A 16,891-nucleotide genomic window follows, 5' to 3' on the forward strand; every position below is an offset into this window, starting at 1 on the left:
TCCTTGGAATATATAATTTCTAAGAATATTTTCTTAAATAACCATTTGTAAAAATTAGTTATTCAACAACCTATATTAAAGAAAAATATTGTTATTCTTTAGTAGATTAGTGGCAATTTATATAAGAAAAGCTAACAATATGTATAAATAAGTATTAAATGTAATAGATTAATGTTATAATTAGTTAAGGAATAATGTCAAGTTAAGGAGATGAGGAATATGAATAGGACTTATGTTGGAAAATATTTAGATGAATGTTTAAATAATGCTTCAAAAGAATTAAATGTTGCAGAGGAAGACCTAAACTATAAAATAATTAATGACAATCATTCATTTATCAATAAAAAAGTTGAAATAGAAGTTATGGATGTTGATTTATATTCCTCAAGTTCTAATAATAATCTAAATTATACGGAAGATTTCACGAAAGATGTTGCTAAGAAAAGAGTTGTAACTAATGAGGATAATGTAATTAACAATGATGAAAATGGAGTTAAAGTAGAAAATGGTAATGTAGTAGTAATAGAAGGTTTAAGCAAAGTAGATAAAGAACAGATAACAATTAAACCTTGTGAAAAAATCAAACTTTTTATTAATGGAGAACTATGTAGTGAAAAAGGACCATATGAAATAACTCAATCTGATAAGATAGATTATATAGGGGAGAAAATAGAACAAGTAAAGAAAATATCAGTGAACATTTCAGTGGATAAAATGAAGGGATATATAAAGGTAGAATATAAACCAGCATACGTATATAAACTTAGGGATAAGCCAATAGCTAAAGATTTGATTCTTAAGGCGATGAAGGTAGAGAAAAATTATCCTGAAAAATATACATTAACAGAAATAAAGGAAATATTAAGGCAAAATAAGATAACTGAAGGAATAATATATAAAAATCTTATAGAAGCATGTGCATTAGGAAATGGAGAAGAGACGTTAATAGCTGAAGGTATTAGTGCTATTGATGACACTCCAAATGAAATTAAAGTGTTATTTGATATTGGAGAAAAGAGGATAGTAAATGAAAACTCAAATGAAAAGATAGATTATAGGAATGTATATTCTATATCCAGTATAACTGAAGGACAAGTTTTGGCAGAAATAATTCCAGGTAAGAGTGGGCAAGATGGTAAAAATATATGTGGTGAAGTATTAAAGAAAAAAACTGTGAAAAGCAGACCTATAAAAATAGGCGATGGATGTAAAGTTGAAGGAAATAGTATAATTGCCACTAAAACTGGCAGGCCATCATCTAAAAATGGAATTTTGAGTGTAAATAGTTTATATAATATTCAAGATGTAGATATAAAATCCGGGAATATATTTTTTGTTGGAGACGTTTATATTAAAGGTAATGTTAAAGAGGGAATGAAAGTTAAATCGGGAAATTCTTTAACTATCGAAAAAAATGTTGACATATCTACCATAGTGGCAGGAGGAGAAATTAATATCAAAGGAAGCGTGATTAAATCAACTGTTCTTACTGGACAAGTAGATATGGAAAAGAAAATATATTTGGAAAAGTTGAATGAATATAAAGATATCATATCAAAACTTATAAGTGGGGTTGAAAAGTTAAATGAGTCTAGCAATAACTCTAAAAAAATTTCTGAATTGGTTAAAATTCTTATAGAAAACAGGTATAAATCTATACCTAAATTGTCTTTAAATATAATAACTCATAGTATTTGTGAAGATAGTGATAATAATGATTTAGTAAGTTTTATAAGAAGTAAAATGATGGGATTAAACTTATCAAAAATAGAATCAATAGAGGATTTAAGAAATCTTGAAGAGTTAATAACCAATGAAATAGAACTGTTAGAAGATAATATGATAATTCCAGCAGACATATATATAGGCTATTGTCAGGATTCTTTAATAAAATCTACAGGAAATATTATTATAAAAGATAAAGGACAATATGTTTCGAATTTAACAGCACTAAATGATATTATTTTTTTACGTGATGATTCAGTAGCCAGAGGGGGCGTTATATCAGCAAGAGGAAATATTAAACTTGGAATAGTTGGGAGTCCTTCGGGGGTAACAACCAAATTGGAAGTGTTGCAAGGAGGAATTATAACTGCAAAAATTGCATATAGCAATACAGTTTTTTGCTTTGGAGAAAGATTAAAAACATTAGATGTCTCAAGTAAAGATATTAAGGCATATGTCAATAAAGAAGGAGAAATAATAATTGAGAAGTTTGTACTGTAAAGAATTATAGATTTTCTCATGTGTGTTGATAGGATTTCAAATTTTTACTTTGATTATTTAGGTGAACATTTATTCAATTAAAACATACTATAATATAAAATGAATTTTGTTCTCTAAAGTTTGGAGGAAAAATATGAGATATGAAAAAATTGAATTAACGTATTCGTATAATTCACTAGAACCATACATTGATGAAGAAACTGTAAAAATACACTATACTAAACATCTTCAAGGATATGTTGATAAACTAAATAATGTGCTTAAGGGATATGAGAAATTTACAGAGGGAAAAACCTTAGAGCAAATACTTTCAAATCCAAATAAAATACCTAAAAAAATTTATCGAGATGTTATAAATCAAGGTGGAGGTGTATTAAATCACAATTTATATTTTTCAATTCTTTTCCCTTATCCTAAAAAGGAACCTGAAGGGAAACTACTTAACGAAATAGTTAGTACTTTTGGTTCACTAGAAATGTTAAAGAAGCTTGTTAGCGAAACTGCAATAAATAAATTTGGATCAGGCTATGGCTGGCTAGTTAAAGATAAACGTGGTAAGCTGAAAGTTGCAAATAGTTCAAATCAGGATACACCTCTAAGTTTTGGATTTACTCCAATACTAACAATAGATGTTTGGGAGCACTCGTATTATCTGAAATATAAAAATTTACGTGGAGATTACGTTAAAAACATATGGAATTTAATTGACTGGGCGCGAGTTGAGGAATTGTATAAGAATGATAATTTGGTTTGATTTTAATTTCCGTCAATAAAGAGAGCTTTACTTTAGTTAAAGTTCTCTTTTATATATGTACTAAAATAAAATCAAGATGGTATATAGTAAATTATTATACACAATTCATAAAATAAGAATTATAATAAAGGAAAATTTAAAATTAATTTTGGGGTAAGGAGAATACATATGGCGGAATTAAAAAAAATATTAGGACCAAGATTAAAGAGTATATTAGAAGAAAATATAAACATTAAAGAGAAACTCATAAATGAAAAATATTTAACAAATACTTTAGTTAGGAATAGTTGTCTAGAATATATGAATGAAGAAAGGGTAGAGATTAGCGCATGCAAGTTCGAAAATGTTGTGTTTAGGGAGTGTTGTTTAAGAAATGTAGACTTAGTAGATATAATATTTGAAAATTGTGATTTATCAAATATTGATTTTTCAAATGGAAGTATACATAGAGTAGAATTTAATAATTGCAAGCTTTTAGGATCTGATTTTAGTGATAGTAGTATACAAGAGGTTCTTTTTAAAGATACAGTTAGCAGATACTCAAACTTTGGATATTCAAAGGTCAAGAATGTAAAATTTCAGGAATGTGATATGCAAAGTAGTATGTTTTTGGAATGTAGCTTTACGTATGTTGCATTTAATGGATGTGATTTAGCTAACTCTGAGTTTACTAATACTCCTCTTAAAAAAGTAGATTTTAGAGAAAATAATATATCGGACATATCGTTAACTGGAAAAGAGCTAAAAGATGCTATTGTATCTCCTATGCAGGCAGTTGAGCTAGCAAGATTTCTTGGTGTAATAGTTAAATAAGTATTATTTCCGTTAAAGTAAAATTGTCTATAGGTGATTTATTTTTCGACTTTAAAGATTAGATTTTTTAAAAGTTAGGGTATTAGTTTCGAAATGTTTTGGAAATATTGATAAACGTATAGAGAGTGATATAATGATTGTAATGTAAAATTAATTTAGGAGGAACAATAAGTGGAAAAGATAGCATTAATTACTGATAGTGCATCGGATATAAGCATCGAGTTATTAGAAGCAAACCAAATAAGGCTTTTGCCATTTAAAATTATATATGCAGATAAGGAATATGAGGATAGAATTGATATAACTCCCCAATTTATGTATGAAAGATTAAAAACAGAAATTCCTAAAACATCGTTACCGAGTATTGAAAAAATAACAAGCGTTCTGAAAGATGTTGTTAGTGAGGGTTTTACGCATGCAATAATAATAACTATTTCATCTGCATTTTCAGGAACATATAATGCAGTAAGACTAATTTGTGAGGAGTTCAAGGAGCTGAAAACTTTTGTTTTTGATTCTAGAACATTAACAATGGCAGAAGGTGCAATGGTTTTGGAAACTTCAAGGTTAATTAGAGAAGGTAAAACATTTAATGAAATAATTGAAATTCTACCTACATACAGAGAGAAGATAGATTTATTTTTTACAATAGATACTTTAGAATATCTTCAAAAAGGAGGAAGGATTGGCAAAGTGGCAGGAACAATAGGGGAGTTTTTGAATCTTAAGCCAATAATAACTGTAGCAGAAGATGGAACATATAGAACTGCAGCTAAAGTTAGAGGTTCAAAGCAAGCTGTATCTAAATTAACCAGTATATTTAAAATGTATTTAGAAAAAGGTAAATATAAAGCCTGGATTTTAGATGGAAATGGTTTTGATAAGGTACAAAACCTATACTGTTTGATAAAAGATTTACCCAATGTAGTTGAGTGTACAATAGCTGGAACAATTGGTCCAGCGCTTGGGGTAAATACAGGACCAGGACTTGTAGGACTCGCAATTGAGAGAATAGATGAATAAGAGGTATTATAAATAAACTTCTAGTAAGTTAAGTGAAATTAAATTTCTAACTTGCTAGAAGTTTAATTTTTTGCATATAAATATTTTTTAATATATAGGAAAAACTAATTTTTATAAAAATAAAGAAAAACAGGAGGAATTAAAATGAATTTTCCAACATCTTTTCCAAAACAAGAACAAAAAGAACAACCAGGACTGGAGTATGAAATGAATCCAGCTCCAATATATGATGATCCAAGTTATAATAAAAAAGGAGATATATTAAAGGACAAGATTGCAGTAATTACTGGAGGCGATAGTGGAATCGGAAAGGCTGTTGCTATAGCATATGCAAATCAAGGTGCTGACATAGTGATTGCTTATTATAATGAAAATAAAGATGCAGAAGAAACAAAAAAAATAATAGATAATATAGGCAGAAGATGTACCTTAATTAAAGGTGATATAAGTGATCCTAATTTTTGTAATAATGTTTTAGAAAAAACTATTAAAGAATATGGAAAAATAGATATATTAGTTAATAATGCAGCAGTTCAATATGAAAGTGCAGATTTCAAGCAAATAAGTGACGAGCAATTTGATAAGACATTTAAGACAAACGTATATGGAACATTTTATATGACAAGGGCAGCATTAAATCATTTGAAAGCAGGTGGATGCATAATAAATACTGCTTCAATAACTGCATATAAGGGAAATGAAACATTAATTGATTATTCAATGACTAAAGGTGCTATAGTTACATTAACAAGATCTTTATCTACTGCATTAGCAAAAGGAAAAACTAATATAAGAGTAAATGCTGTTGCACCTGGGCCAATCTGGACACCATTAATCCCAGCAAGCTTTGATGAAAAAAAGGTTGAGAAATTTGGATCGGATACACCATTGGGAAGAGCAGGACAGCCAGTAGAGTGTGCTGGAGCATACGTATTTTTAGCTTCACAATGTGCTTCATATATCACAGGGCAAGTAATCCATGTTAATGGTGGAGAAATAGTAAATGCGTAGATAAACAAATATTTGTATAATGTTTTTGAAGAACAATTTTACATAAATTATATTAAGAGATTTATATGGGAAGCTTACTTTTAAAGCTACGAAACTAGTAGTAAAATTTATTATATGATTTACATAGATTAAAATTATACTTTATAACATCATAAAATGTTGATTAGAAAATCTAGAGTCAGGAATAAAATCTTGGCTCTTTTGATTTAAGCGATATTTCTATAGAAAGTAAAATATATTAATGAGAAATGCTAAAAGAATAATACTAGCATTTATGTTTGCGGAAACCTTAGATTAAAATATACTATTTATCAACATAAGACAGTAGCTAGAGTTATGGCATCAAATAGATAGGTATATATGTGATTGCGGTTTAAAAGGCAAATTAAAATAAAAAATCTTGACTACACATAGATGAATATCTATACTATATACATAGATTAGTAAAATGGCTAATATTGAAAAAGGAGTTAAATGTGTGTAAGAAATATGATAAGAATGGAAGAATTTTAAAGGCACTTTCAGATCCTAATAGGCTAAAAATAATAGACTTATTATCTTGTGGAGAAAAATGTGCGTGTGAGATATTAGAGAGCTTTGAATTTACACAACCTACTTTATCGCATCATATGAAGGTATTAATAGATTGTGGGTTGGTTAAAGCAAGAAAAGATGGAATTTGGAACTTGTACAAGTTAAACACAAGTAATTGTAACAGATTAGTGCTGTTTTTACTTAATCTAATTACAGAAAATGAGGATTGCGTACAAATTGATAAGAAAAATGAAGATTCTAATTAAAAGTTAATATGAAAGTACGATTTTGTTAATCTTTATAATATACTAAATATAATGTACTTATTAAAAATAATAAAAATTTATAAAAACGGAGATGAAATGAGACAGATTGATTTAACTAAAGGAAAAACATTGAATGTTCTAACAACATTATCAGTACCAATAATGGGAAGTTCATTGCTACAATTTACATATAATCTGGTTGATATGCTGTGGGTTGGCGGACTTGGAAGTAATGCTGTAGCGAGTGTTGGATCAGCGAGTTTTTTCGTAGGCCTTGGATATTCTATAAACTCATTAGTAGTTATAGGAACAGGAATAAAAGTCGCACATTCTATAGGTAAAAAAGAAGAGAATGAGGTAAAAGAGTATATTAATGCGGGCCTTTTAATTAATGCAGTGATGTCGTTTATTTTTGGGTCTATACTTATTATATTAGGAAGAGCACTTGTGAATTTTTTAAATATAAATAATATTGCAGTTGAAAAAGATGCATATGAATTTTTAGTTTTCAGTGGACCTACAATAATTTTTGCATTTTTTAATCTTTTATATGCAAGGATATTGGGGAGCTTTGGAAATAATAAATTAGCATTTAACATAAATGTTGTAGGAGTAGTTGCAAATATAATATTAGACCCAATTTTTATTTATGCTGTAAAACTAGGAGTTGAAGGAGCAGCAATTGCAACAATGATTGCTAATATTATAATGTTTTTGTTATATTTATTTAGATCATCGGGAACACTTAGGTATAATTTTAGTGTAAAAATTGATTATAATAAGATAAAGGAAATAATAATTTTAGGATTTCCTATGGCTATACAAAGAATTCTATTTACTGTAATAAACATATTCCTTGCAAAAATAATAGCCATATTTGGATCAGATGCAATAGCTGCTCAAAAAATAGGACTTCAAATTGAATCTATTACATATATGGTTATTGGTGGTCTTCATGGTGCGATAGCTGCATTTACAGGTCAAAATTTTGGGGCTAAAAAATATAAAAGAATCAAAGAAGGGTATAACACTGCACTTAGGATAGGAATTGTATATTCTCTTCTTATGGCATTTATATTCATGTTTTTTAGTACACCATTTGTTAAATTATTTGTTAAAGATCAGCAAACAATTGCAATAGCTAATATGTACTTACAAGTAGTAGCATTTTCTCAATTATTTAGTACTACAGAAACTGTATCTAATGGATTATTTACAGGTATAGGAAAACCTAAAATATCTTCAATTATAAGCGTTGTATTTACAGCACTACGAATACCAATGGCCTTAGCTTTAATAAAACCATTTGGTTTAAATGGCATTTGGATAAGTATTTCTATATCGAGTATTCTAAAAGGAAGTGTAGCTTATATATTATATATAATTGAGGTGAAAAGAAAATATAAATAGGAATTAATAAAATATATAGATAAAATTTATATGGGGAGGCAGTCAATGTTAAATGAACTTAAAGAATTATTTACACCTTTTGAATTATTAAAAGGTAATTATGGTATAGAAAGAGAAAGTTTAAGAGTAAATAATAAAGGGGAGTTATCAGTTAAAAGGCATCCAGCAGTGTTTGGTGAGAAAGTGGAAAACAAATATATAACTACGGATTTTGCTGAAAGTCAAATAGAAGTTATAACACCACCATTTAAAAATATAGAAGAAACATATAATTTTTCTAGAGTGCTATATGATATTGCTGCAATGGAAATTGAGGATGAATATTTATGGCCACAGTCTATGCCGGGAATAGTACCTACCGATGATAAAATTAGAATTGCAGAATATGGTGATAATGAAAAAGGTAGAGAAGCTAGACGTTACAGAGAAAATTTAATAAAAAAATATGGAGGTAAAAAACAGCTTATATGCGGTATCCATTATAATTTTTCCTTTGATGATGATTTCTTGAGAAAGTTATACTGTTTATATGAAAGACAGAACACTCATAAGATTTTTAGCGGAATATTTAATGAAAATCAGAAATTGGGATACAAGGAGTTTAAAAATAACTTATACTTAAAGGTTACAAGAAATTACTTGAGGTATAGGTGGATTATTATATATCTTTTAGGAGCAAGTGGAGTTGTTGACAAAAGCTATATGGGACCTTGTATGAATTCATCTAAAGAAATTGCACATGATAGTTTTTCAAATGAAGGGGCTTTGTCTTATAGAAATAGTGAATGTGGGTATAAGAATAAAATAGATCTATATCCTAATTATAATTCTGTTGATGAGCATATTGAAAGTTTAAGGAGCTTTGTAAGCGATAAGCTTATAGGAAGTCATAAAGAATTATATAGCTGTGTAAGGCTTAAACCAAAAGATCCAAGTGATTTCTTTAATTCACTTAGTAAAGATGGAATCCAATATCTAGAATATAGAAGTATTGATATTAATCCTTTTGAAAAAGGAGGAATAAGCTTAGATGATCTTTATTTTCTTCAAATATTTAATTTGTTTTTACTAATTAATGAAGAAACTGACTATGATAGATGGCAGGAAGAGGGAACAGAAAACCAAAATATAATTTCAAAACTAGGACAAAAAGATGTTTTATTAAAGAAAGATGGAGAGCTTATTTCCAAGGAGCATTGGGGAGTAGAAATATTAAATAATATAAGAGATATTAATGATAAATTGAATCTTGGCAAAGAAAGAATTATTGACTTGATGATCGAAAAAATTAAGAATAATCAACTAACATATGCTTACAAAATTGAAAAAAAAGTAAAAGAAGAAGGATATATCAATGCTCATTTAGATATAGCACAGAAATATAAAGAAGATTCTTATAAAAACAGATTTAAATTGGAAGGATATGAAGAATTAGAGCTATCTACTCAAATATTAATGAAAGAAGCCATTAAAAGAGGAGTAGAAGTTGAAGTTTTGGATAAATCCGAAAATTTCATATCACTTAGAAAGAATAATAAAGTAGAATATATTAAGCAGGCAACTAAAACATCAAAAGATAGCTATATAACTGCTTTAATTATGGAAAATAAGAGCGTGACTAAAAGAGTTCTTTCTGATAGTGGTATTAAAGTTCCAAAAGGAATTGAGGTAAATTCAATAAATGAGTCTTTTAATATAATAAAAGAATTTACTAAAAAGCCAGTTGTTATTAAACCAAAATCAACAAATTTTGGGATAGGTATAAGTATATTTAAAGAAGGCGCTGATGAAGAGAGTATTAAAAAGGCTTTTGAACTCGCATTTAAATATGATAATACAGTTCTCATAGAAGAATTTGTTAAGGGAAAAGAATATCGTTTTTTAGTTATAGACGGTAAAGTTGCAGGAATACTTCATAGAGTTCCTGCTAATGTTAAAGGGGATGGAGTCAGTTCTATTAAGGAACTAGTGGAAATAAAGAATCAGGATCCGTTAAGAGGTCATCACTATGTAACACCACTTGAAAAGATAATTTTAGATGAAAGTGCAGAATTATTTTTAAAGCAACAAAATAAAGATTTTAATTATATCCCTGAAGAAGACGAAATTGTTTATCTAAGAGAGAATTCAAACATAAGTACTGGAGGAGATAGTATAGATTATACTGATAGTATTCCTGAAAAGTTTAAAATAATAGCTGTAAATGCAGCGGATGCTGTAAACGCAAGAATTTGTGGAGTTGACATGATGCTTGAAAATTTTAACGACGAAAATTCTAATTACTCAATAATCGAACTAAATTTTAATCCTGCAATTCATATTCATTGCTATCCTTATAAAGGTACGGAAAGAGAAATTGGTGTAGAAATATTAAGGGTATTAAACTTCGTTTAAAATATATAACTATAAAAATAAGGGAAGCTCTCAAAAGAGCTCCCTTTAATATAATTAGCTATAATTATAGAGATTCAACAGCTAAAGCTGATAATACTGCATTAGTTATAGTTAATCCAGCTGTTACAGAAATTAAGCTAGTTGGCTCAAGTTGTACTGTATAAGTTGTGTTATCATAAGCTGGATTGCAATCACAAAATTGAAAACTAAATGATTCAGATTCTAAGACACTAACTGTTTCTGCAAAAGTAAATGTTCCACCTATTGGTTGAGGAGATCCATCACCAACTGTTTTTATTAGTGTGAAATTTAAATTTACTAAAATATCTACAGGTAAAGAAATTATGCTAGTAAATGTTAAAAGCACTTTAGGATTACACATATTAGTAGTATCTAGAGAAACACTAGCTACAGGTATAGGTCTAGATAATGGTGTTGAAATTATAGGCAATGGTCCAACTCCACCAGAACCAACATTTAGTAAAGCTCTACCAGGCTCTGGAGCACGATTGTAGCATCTGCAACTAGGACGATTGTCAGAATAGCTAGGACGAGTGTCAGAATAATTGCAGCTAGGACGAGTATCGTAGCAATCATAATCATGTTCATTTTCACAAATAATATTCATAAATTACCTCCATACTATCATAAGTTTATCAAGTTTTTCTCCGTATAATTTAGTTGTAAGAGATTCTTTTTATATTATATTGTATGAGAAATGTATAAAAATGTGATGTATTAGAAAATCTAATATTTTATAAATTTTTATGAGTATAATAATTAAATGCAAAGGTATTTATATTTTAGGAATATACAAATTTAACTAATAATTTAAAAGATGAGGTGCGACTCAATGATAAAGAATGATTATATGAAAGAGATAGAGAATACTTTAACATTAACAAATGAAGAAGTAAGAAAGGATATAGTAAATGGTGATATAGGAGAAGCTAAAGAAAAAATAAACAAAAAACTTAAGGCTATCGTAGGAATCGATATAGGAACTATAGACATATTTTCTTTCAGCAGCATAGAAAGTTTTATAGGTAAAGAAACGCATTATAATGCAGAAAAATTTATAGCATTTGGAAGTCTTATGAAACTTCAAGGACTAATTGGTGATAAGGAAAATAATGAAAGTGCCAAAATTCAATATTATGAAAAATCATTAGAAGGTTTTTATAAGGCTTATACTGAAGATGATGAGATAAATGAGAAATATCTTTATGAAGCAGCAGAAGTAGCGGATGAATTAATTAATTATGAACTTTCCTTGGATTTAGACAAGAAAATTTTTAGAATATATGAATTGACCAATAGGTTTGATAGAGCAGAGGATACCTTATTTTATATTCTTAGAAAGACTGATAATGATGGTAGCATTATTTTAGAAGGAATTAAATTTTACAATAGACTTAAAGAAAAAGATTATGATGAATTAGCGGAAGGTAATCTTCCTATAGAGGAAGTTGAAGATGGAATCTTGGAGCTTGAAAGAAGACTTGGTTTGTAAACTTTTGTTAAATATAAATAGATAAATTCAGTAAGTATAAATTACTTGTTGTTTGTATTATAGGAACATTGCTAAAAATAAATAATATAATGATAAAAAGCAATTATAATCTAGAGGAAGCTATGGAATTTAAAGGATGGAATAATTTTGAGAATCTAGCGAGAGCATGTGGATATAGTAGTTTCGGTAAGAATGACAATGGAGATAACATAGAGGATGAGTTTGAAAATTCAGAATGTAGAGATATTCCAAACGGATTTCAAGATGTAGATCCACAGCTATTTATTCTAATAGGAGAGATATTGGGAAATATATTATCAGGAAGGCTTCCGTTCAATGTTCAAAATGCATTAGGAAATTGGCTGCAATTAGTTGGCCAAGTAATAGAGACATATAATGCTCAGCAGCAATACTTCCAAGGAGGACCAGGAAGATACTTTGATCCTAAAAATTATAATGTAAGTAATCCGTTTTGTAGCAGTTCGCAAAATACTAATTCAAGCAAAAACAAACCCAATAAACAAACAAACGATATTAAGAAAAAAAAATCAGAAGAGGACATGGATAGTAAGATAAACAATTTGGAATTATCCTTAAATGATTTAAGAGAAGAAATAAAAGAGATTAAAAAATTACTAGAAAAATAATCCAGTTAATTTATTTTTCTAGTAATTTTTCTTTAACTTTTTTTAAATTTGTTACCTGTTTTGTTATAGTAGATACAAATATTACCCCTAATGCTAATGTTCCAGCACTAGCTAATGTATTTAACCCTAATTCTACTGCACGGCTTATATTGCCACTTATTGTTTCGTACATTGTATAGTACATTCCAGAACCAGGAACTAGTGGAATAAGTGCACAAATTACCAAAGTTGTTACAGGTGTTTTTAAAAGCCTTGCACAAATTTCTGAATATATGCTAAATAGTATTGAGGATATAAACAATGATAAGATATCACCTATATAATTTTCTTTTAAATAAAGATAAGAAAACCAACTTATAGCACCACCTATAGATGCAAATATTAAATTCTTTCCTTTTATATTAAAAATTATTCCAAAGCCTAAGGATGCTAAAAATGAGACTGCAATTTGTGTTAGCATAAAACCTCCTAAATATTATAATAAAAATGAAATATATTCTATTAGCTTATTATTTGGATTAGAATTAACCTAAGTTATTTATAAATAGGCTTAAAACTGCACCAGTGCCAACAGCTATAGAAACCGCAACTAAAAATGCTTCAGAGGCTTTTGTTATACCAGATAAAAAGTCACCAGCTATAGTATCTCTAATTGCATTAGTAATTGTGAGTCCAGGAACAAGAAGCATAATAGAACCTATAATAGTTTTATCTAAATTATTAGATAAATTTAATTTTATGAATGCTATAGCTAAAAATGCACACAATCCTCCACTTAAGGAATTAGTGAAAAATTCGTTTATATTTAATTTTTGGCATATAACAACAATGATTTTTATTACTGCGCCAATTATGCTTGCAGAAATAAAGTCTTTAAGATTTCCACCAAACATAATACTAAAGCATCCTGCGCTAAGAGCAGACCACAATAAAGTGGTTAAGTTAGAGTACCTATGGCTATTCGATATGTTTGTAAGTTCTTTATTAAATTCATTTATATCAATAGTTTCTGTTTGTATTTTTCTAGAAAGATCATTGACTAAATCTACTTTATGTAAATCAACACCCCTAGAAATAATTCTTTGAACAAGGGTAGCAACCTCATCATAATAAGTGACTGTTACAATTATCCCTGTCGGTATTACAAAACTATCAACTGTATGAGCACCAAAGGCAGTACATATTCTACTAATGGTTTCTTCGACTCTATAAGTTTCGGCACCACTTTCTAGCATTATTTTTCCAGCCAATGTAGATACTTTGAGTAATTTATTTAAGTCCATAATTTTTTCTCCAATATATTTTTTATAACAAATGAATTATAGCACATAATAAATAATTCTTATAGGAGTAAGTTATATAATATTTAATAATGAAAGATTATATGTTATCAGAGGATAAAATCATTGGAAGTTAAGCATATTAATATAGTAGACTGAATCTATAAGATAATATAAAATATAACAAATTCTACTAAAGGCAATATAAAAATATAAAAAATAGTTGATAAATTTAGTAAGAAAACATATAATTTGAATATAAGTGAAACTCTTGTACATATTTTATATTATGTTAAAGTGGTTTCTCGTGCCCGTTAGGGAACAAAAATATATTGGGGTGATTTATTAAGATGAATTTTGAAAATATACAAAGAGAAGATAAAGAAATTTATGATTTAATTGAGAAAGAGCTAGTTAGACAACAAAAAGGAATAGAATTAATAGCTTCAGAAAATATTGTAAGTCCGGCTGTTATGGAAGCTATGGGCTCTTATTTAACTAATAAATATGCTGAGGGATATCCGAATAAAAGATATTATGGAGGATGTCACGTTGTAGATGAAATAGAACAAATTGCAATTGATAGAGCTAAGGAATTATTTGGAGCAGAGCATGCTAATGTTCAACCTCATTCAGGTTCACAAGCTAATATGGCTGTATATTTTGCAGTATTAGAACCAGGAGATACTGTGTTGGGTATGGATTTAAGCCATGGTGGGCATTTAACTCATGGTTCTCCAGTTAACTTTTCAGGAAAATTGTTTAACTTTGTGTCTTATGGAGTTGATAAGGAAACTGAGATGATTGACTATGAAAATGTAAGAAAGCTTGCTATTGAACATAAACCAAAGCTTATAGTTGCTGGTGCAAGCGCATATGCAAGAATTTTAGACTTTCCAAAGTTTAGAGAAATAGCTGATGAAGTTGGTGCATTACTAATGGTAGATATGGCTCATATCGCAGGACTTGTTGCTGCAGGTGTTCATCCATCACCAGTGCCATATTCTGATTTTGTAACAACAACAACTCATAAGACTTTAAGAGGTCCAAGAGGTGGGTTAATACTTTGTAAAGAGAAATATGCTCAAGTATTAAATAAAAACATATTTCCAGGAATACAAGGAGGTCCTTTAGAGCATATTATAGCTGCTAAGGCTGTTTGTTTTAAAGAAGCATTAGATCCAAGTTTTAAAACATATGGAGAAAATGTAGTTGAAAACTGTAAAGAACTTGCAGAACAATTAATAGCTAGAGGTTTTAAAATTGTATCAGGTGGAACAGATAACCATGTATTCTTAGTTGATTTAAATAACAAAGACATAACAGGAAAAGAAGCGGAGGCTTTATTAGATTCCGTTGGAATAACTGTTAATAAAAACACAGTACCTAATGAAACAAGAAGTCCATTTGTAACTTCAGGAATCAGAATTGGTACAGCAGCGATAACAACTAGAGGTTTTGTAAAGGATGATATGGCTGAAATTGCAGCGGTTATATCAGAGGCAATAGAGAATAGAGATGGAGATTTATCAGCTCTTAAAACTAGAATAGAAACTTTATGCGATAAACATCCACTATACAATTAAGTAATAAGGACATAGTGAGGCTTCATTTATATGAAGCCTCTTGTTATATTTATCTAGAATTCTAAAGAGTAAATAGAAATTATTATTTTTATTGTCTCTATTATTTATACTTAAATAAGTAATTAAATACTTAAGATAATAATAAAATAAAGTGAGGTTTAGAATTTACATAAGAGATTTTGAAAATATAATATGATTTATGTGGAAGATGAGGAGATAGATGAAAAAAGCACTTTTAATTATTGATGCTCAAGAAGATTTTATTGGTGAACAGCGTAATAAAGAGAGATTTAATTTTGAAGATGTAGATAATCTTATTAATAATATAAATAAGAAAATTATATTTTATCAGAGAAATAAAGATATAGTAATTTATATTGCTAGTGTACTTCCTAATAATTTTTTTTATAAGAAGTTTTTTGGATACGGTCTTGTAGGAACTAAAGGGGCCAAATTGGATAAGAGGATTAAGATAGTATCGCAAAATTATTTTGAAAAACAATTTGCAAGTGCTTTTAGAAATAGTAATTTAGTGAAATTCATGAAAAAGAATGAAGTGAGTAAAATAGAGTTGGTTGGAGTTGATAATAATGAATGTATTTTTAAGACTGCAAGAAGTGCTGTTAAGATTGGACTTAATGTTATCATACCCAGCAATAGCATAGGAATTATTAATAATGAAAAATATCGTAGAATAACGAACAAATTAAAGTCAATCGGAGTAGCTTATATATGAAAAAAACTAATAAAATTAAGATTAAGTTTTTATAAATATTTTATTTAAAAATTTCTCATGAACATTTAAAGTATTTCAGAATAATATATATTATGAAGAAAGAAGGTTTTATGGGAGGAAAAATTAATGAATCCTTATCAATTAATCATGAATGTTCAACAAAGAATGCAACAAGATCCTGACTTTGCTAATAAATTTAATAAAGCTGTATCTGAATTAAACAAGGTGCCAGGACTTCAGCAAAGAGTTATTCAAATAGCTCAAATTAGTGATGAAAGTCAAAGGGAACAAGCTATGGAAAGATTACCTAAAGATGCAAAGCATGCGGTAAAAAGAATCTTAGGATTATTAGATGAGTATAATGTTTATAAATGATTTAAATTAGAATTATATATTTTCAAGTACTTATTGAATAAAAGAAGTTTCTTATAGTTGTAAGGATTTAACTATATGAAACTTCTTCTATTTTAGATTAAAAAGCATAATAGATTTTTAGGGGAAATTTATTATTAATATGTTAATTTGGCTCGGAAATTAAAATCCTCTTTTTTCAGCTTCAATACCACTTTCATTTCTTCCAGGTTTTTTTATTGTTGTATTGTAACTACTTTTCGCATATTGATTTTGAGTTTTGTTACCATTTCTTAAAAAATTACTTTCTGAATAATCTTTATTATTATTATTGTCCACAAAATCAT

At 28.4% G+C, this 16,891-nt stretch carries 17 protein-coding genes; 13 read left to right on the plus strand and 4 right to left on the minus strand.

Annotated elements, in window-relative coordinates:
* Window positions 1-219: 219 nt before the first annotated feature.
* From L1S46_RS21535 to gshAB, 8 genes are all read left to right on the plus strand, one after another.
* Window positions 220-2,226 carry a FapA family protein gene (locus L1S46_RS21535; RefSeq protein ID WP_236894581.1) on the plus strand — a complete coding sequence of 669 codons (2,007 nt, stop codon included), beginning with the start codon at window positions 220-222 and terminating at the stop codon, window positions 2,224-2,226.
* A 133-nt stretch (window positions 2,227-2,359) separates the two neighbouring features.
* Window positions 2,360-2,980, plus strand: coding sequence for a superoxide dismutase (locus L1S46_RS21540; RefSeq protein ID WP_017209643.1), 621 nt, complete (start codon window positions 2,360-2,362; stop codon window positions 2,978-2,980).
* Window positions 2,981-3,148: 168 nt separating this feature from the next.
* The gene (locus tag L1S46_RS21545) at window positions 3,149-3,793 is read left to right on the plus strand and encodes a pentapeptide repeat-containing protein (RefSeq protein WP_077855291.1); all 645 of its coding nucleotides are present in this window, start codon (window positions 3,149-3,151) and stop codon (window positions 3,791-3,793) included.
* Between the two features lie 171 nt (window positions 3,794-3,964).
* On the plus strand, window positions 3,965-4,816 hold the full coding sequence (locus tag L1S46_RS21550) for a DegV family protein (RefSeq protein WP_011969181.1): 852 nt from the start codon (window positions 3,965-3,967) through the stop codon (window positions 4,814-4,816).
* Between the two features lie 144 nt (window positions 4,817-4,960).
* Window positions 4,961-5,827 (plus strand): SDR family oxidoreductase, encoded by an 867-nt coding sequence (locus L1S46_RS21555; protein ID WP_011969182.1) that lies wholly within the window; start codon window positions 4,961-4,963, stop codon window positions 5,825-5,827.
* A 476-nt stretch (window positions 5,828-6,303) separates the two neighbouring features.
* Complete coding sequence (locus L1S46_RS21560) at window positions 6,304-6,627, plus strand: metalloregulator ArsR/SmtB family transcription factor (protein WP_011969183.1); 324 nt, start codon at window positions 6,304-6,306, stop codon at window positions 6,625-6,627.
* 96 nt (window positions 6,628-6,723) lie between these two features.
* Window positions 6,724-8,037, plus strand: coding sequence for an MATE family efflux transporter (locus L1S46_RS21565; protein WP_041895895.1), 1,314 nt, complete (start codon window positions 6,724-6,726; stop codon window positions 8,035-8,037).
* Window positions 8,038-8,082: 45 nt separating this feature from the next.
* On the plus strand, window positions 8,083-10,431 hold the full coding sequence (gene gshAB / locus L1S46_RS21570; protein ID WP_236894579.1) for a bifunctional glutamate--cysteine ligase GshA/glutathione synthetase GshB: 2,349 nt from the start codon (window positions 8,083-8,085) through the stop codon (window positions 10,429-10,431).
* Between the two features lie 64 nt (window positions 10,432-10,495).
* On the opposite strand, the gene L1S46_RS21575 is transcribed toward gshAB, so the two are convergent.
* On the minus strand, window positions 10,496-11,059 hold the full coding sequence (locus L1S46_RS21575; protein WP_011969186.1) for a DUF4489 domain-containing protein: 564 nt from the start codon (window positions 11,057-11,059) through the stop codon (window positions 10,496-10,498).
* Between the two features lie 225 nt (window positions 11,060-11,284).
* Here L1S46_RS21575 and L1S46_RS21580 point away from each other — a divergent pair, with 225 nt between their 5' ends.
* Together L1S46_RS21580 and L1S46_RS21585 are read left to right on the plus strand one after the other, a co-directional pair.
* Window positions 11,285-11,944: a DUF6483 family protein gene (locus tag L1S46_RS21580; protein WP_011969187.1), complete on the plus strand. Its 660-nt coding sequence runs from the start codon at window positions 11,285-11,287 to the stop codon at window positions 11,942-11,944.
* An 89-nt stretch (window positions 11,945-12,033) separates the two neighbouring features.
* Entirely contained in the window at window positions 12,034-12,591 is a 558-nt protein-coding gene (locus L1S46_RS21585) for a hypothetical protein (RefSeq protein WP_238900919.1), read from the plus strand.
* Between the two features lie 10 nt (window positions 12,592-12,601).
* Here L1S46_RS21585 and L1S46_RS21590 read toward each other — a convergent pair whose 3' ends face one another.
* Both L1S46_RS21590 and L1S46_RS21595 read right to left on the minus strand, forming a co-directional pair.
* The gene (locus L1S46_RS21590) at window positions 12,602-13,051 is read right to left on the minus strand and encodes a threonine/serine exporter family protein (RefSeq protein ID WP_011969189.1); all 450 of its coding nucleotides are present in this window, start codon (window positions 13,049-13,051) and stop codon (window positions 12,602-12,604) included.
* 64 nt (window positions 13,052-13,115) lie between these two features.
* On the minus strand, window positions 13,116-13,874 hold the full coding sequence (locus L1S46_RS21595) for a threonine/serine exporter family protein (RefSeq protein ID WP_017209635.1): 759 nt from the start codon (window positions 13,872-13,874) through the stop codon (window positions 13,116-13,118).
* A gap of 347 nt (window positions 13,875-14,221) precedes the next feature.
* On the opposite strand from L1S46_RS21595, the gene glyA reads away from it, so the two are divergent.
* The 3 genes from glyA (at window position 14,222) to L1S46_RS21610 (ending at window position 16,568) form a co-directional block, all read left to right on the plus strand.
* Window positions 14,222-15,457: a serine hydroxymethyltransferase gene (glyA, locus tag L1S46_RS21600; protein ID WP_041895899.1), complete on the plus strand. Its 1,236-nt coding sequence runs from the start codon at window positions 14,222-14,224 to the stop codon at window positions 15,455-15,457.
* Between the two features lie 220 nt (window positions 15,458-15,677).
* Window positions 15,678-16,193, plus strand: coding sequence for an isochorismatase family cysteine hydrolase (locus tag L1S46_RS21605; protein ID WP_011969192.1), 516 nt, complete (start codon window positions 15,678-15,680; stop codon window positions 16,191-16,193).
* 126 nt (window positions 16,194-16,319) lie between these two features.
* Window positions 16,320-16,568, plus strand: coding sequence for a hypothetical protein (locus L1S46_RS21610; protein ID WP_065417994.1), 249 nt, complete (start codon window positions 16,320-16,322; stop codon window positions 16,566-16,568).
* Window positions 16,569-16,727: 159 nt separating this feature from the next.
* On the opposite strand, the gene L1S46_RS21615 is transcribed toward L1S46_RS21610, so the two are convergent.
* Window positions 16,728-16,883, minus strand: coding sequence for a hypothetical protein (locus L1S46_RS21615; protein WP_011969194.1), 156 nt, complete (start codon window positions 16,881-16,883; stop codon window positions 16,728-16,730).
* Between the last annotated feature and the right edge of the window lie 8 nt (window positions 16,884-16,891).

It is taken from the genome of Clostridium sp. YIM B02500 (assembly GCF_022324665.1).
GTDB classification, from domain to species: domain Bacteria; phylum Bacillota; class Clostridia; order Clostridiales; family Clostridiaceae; genus Clostridium; species Clostridium beijerinckii.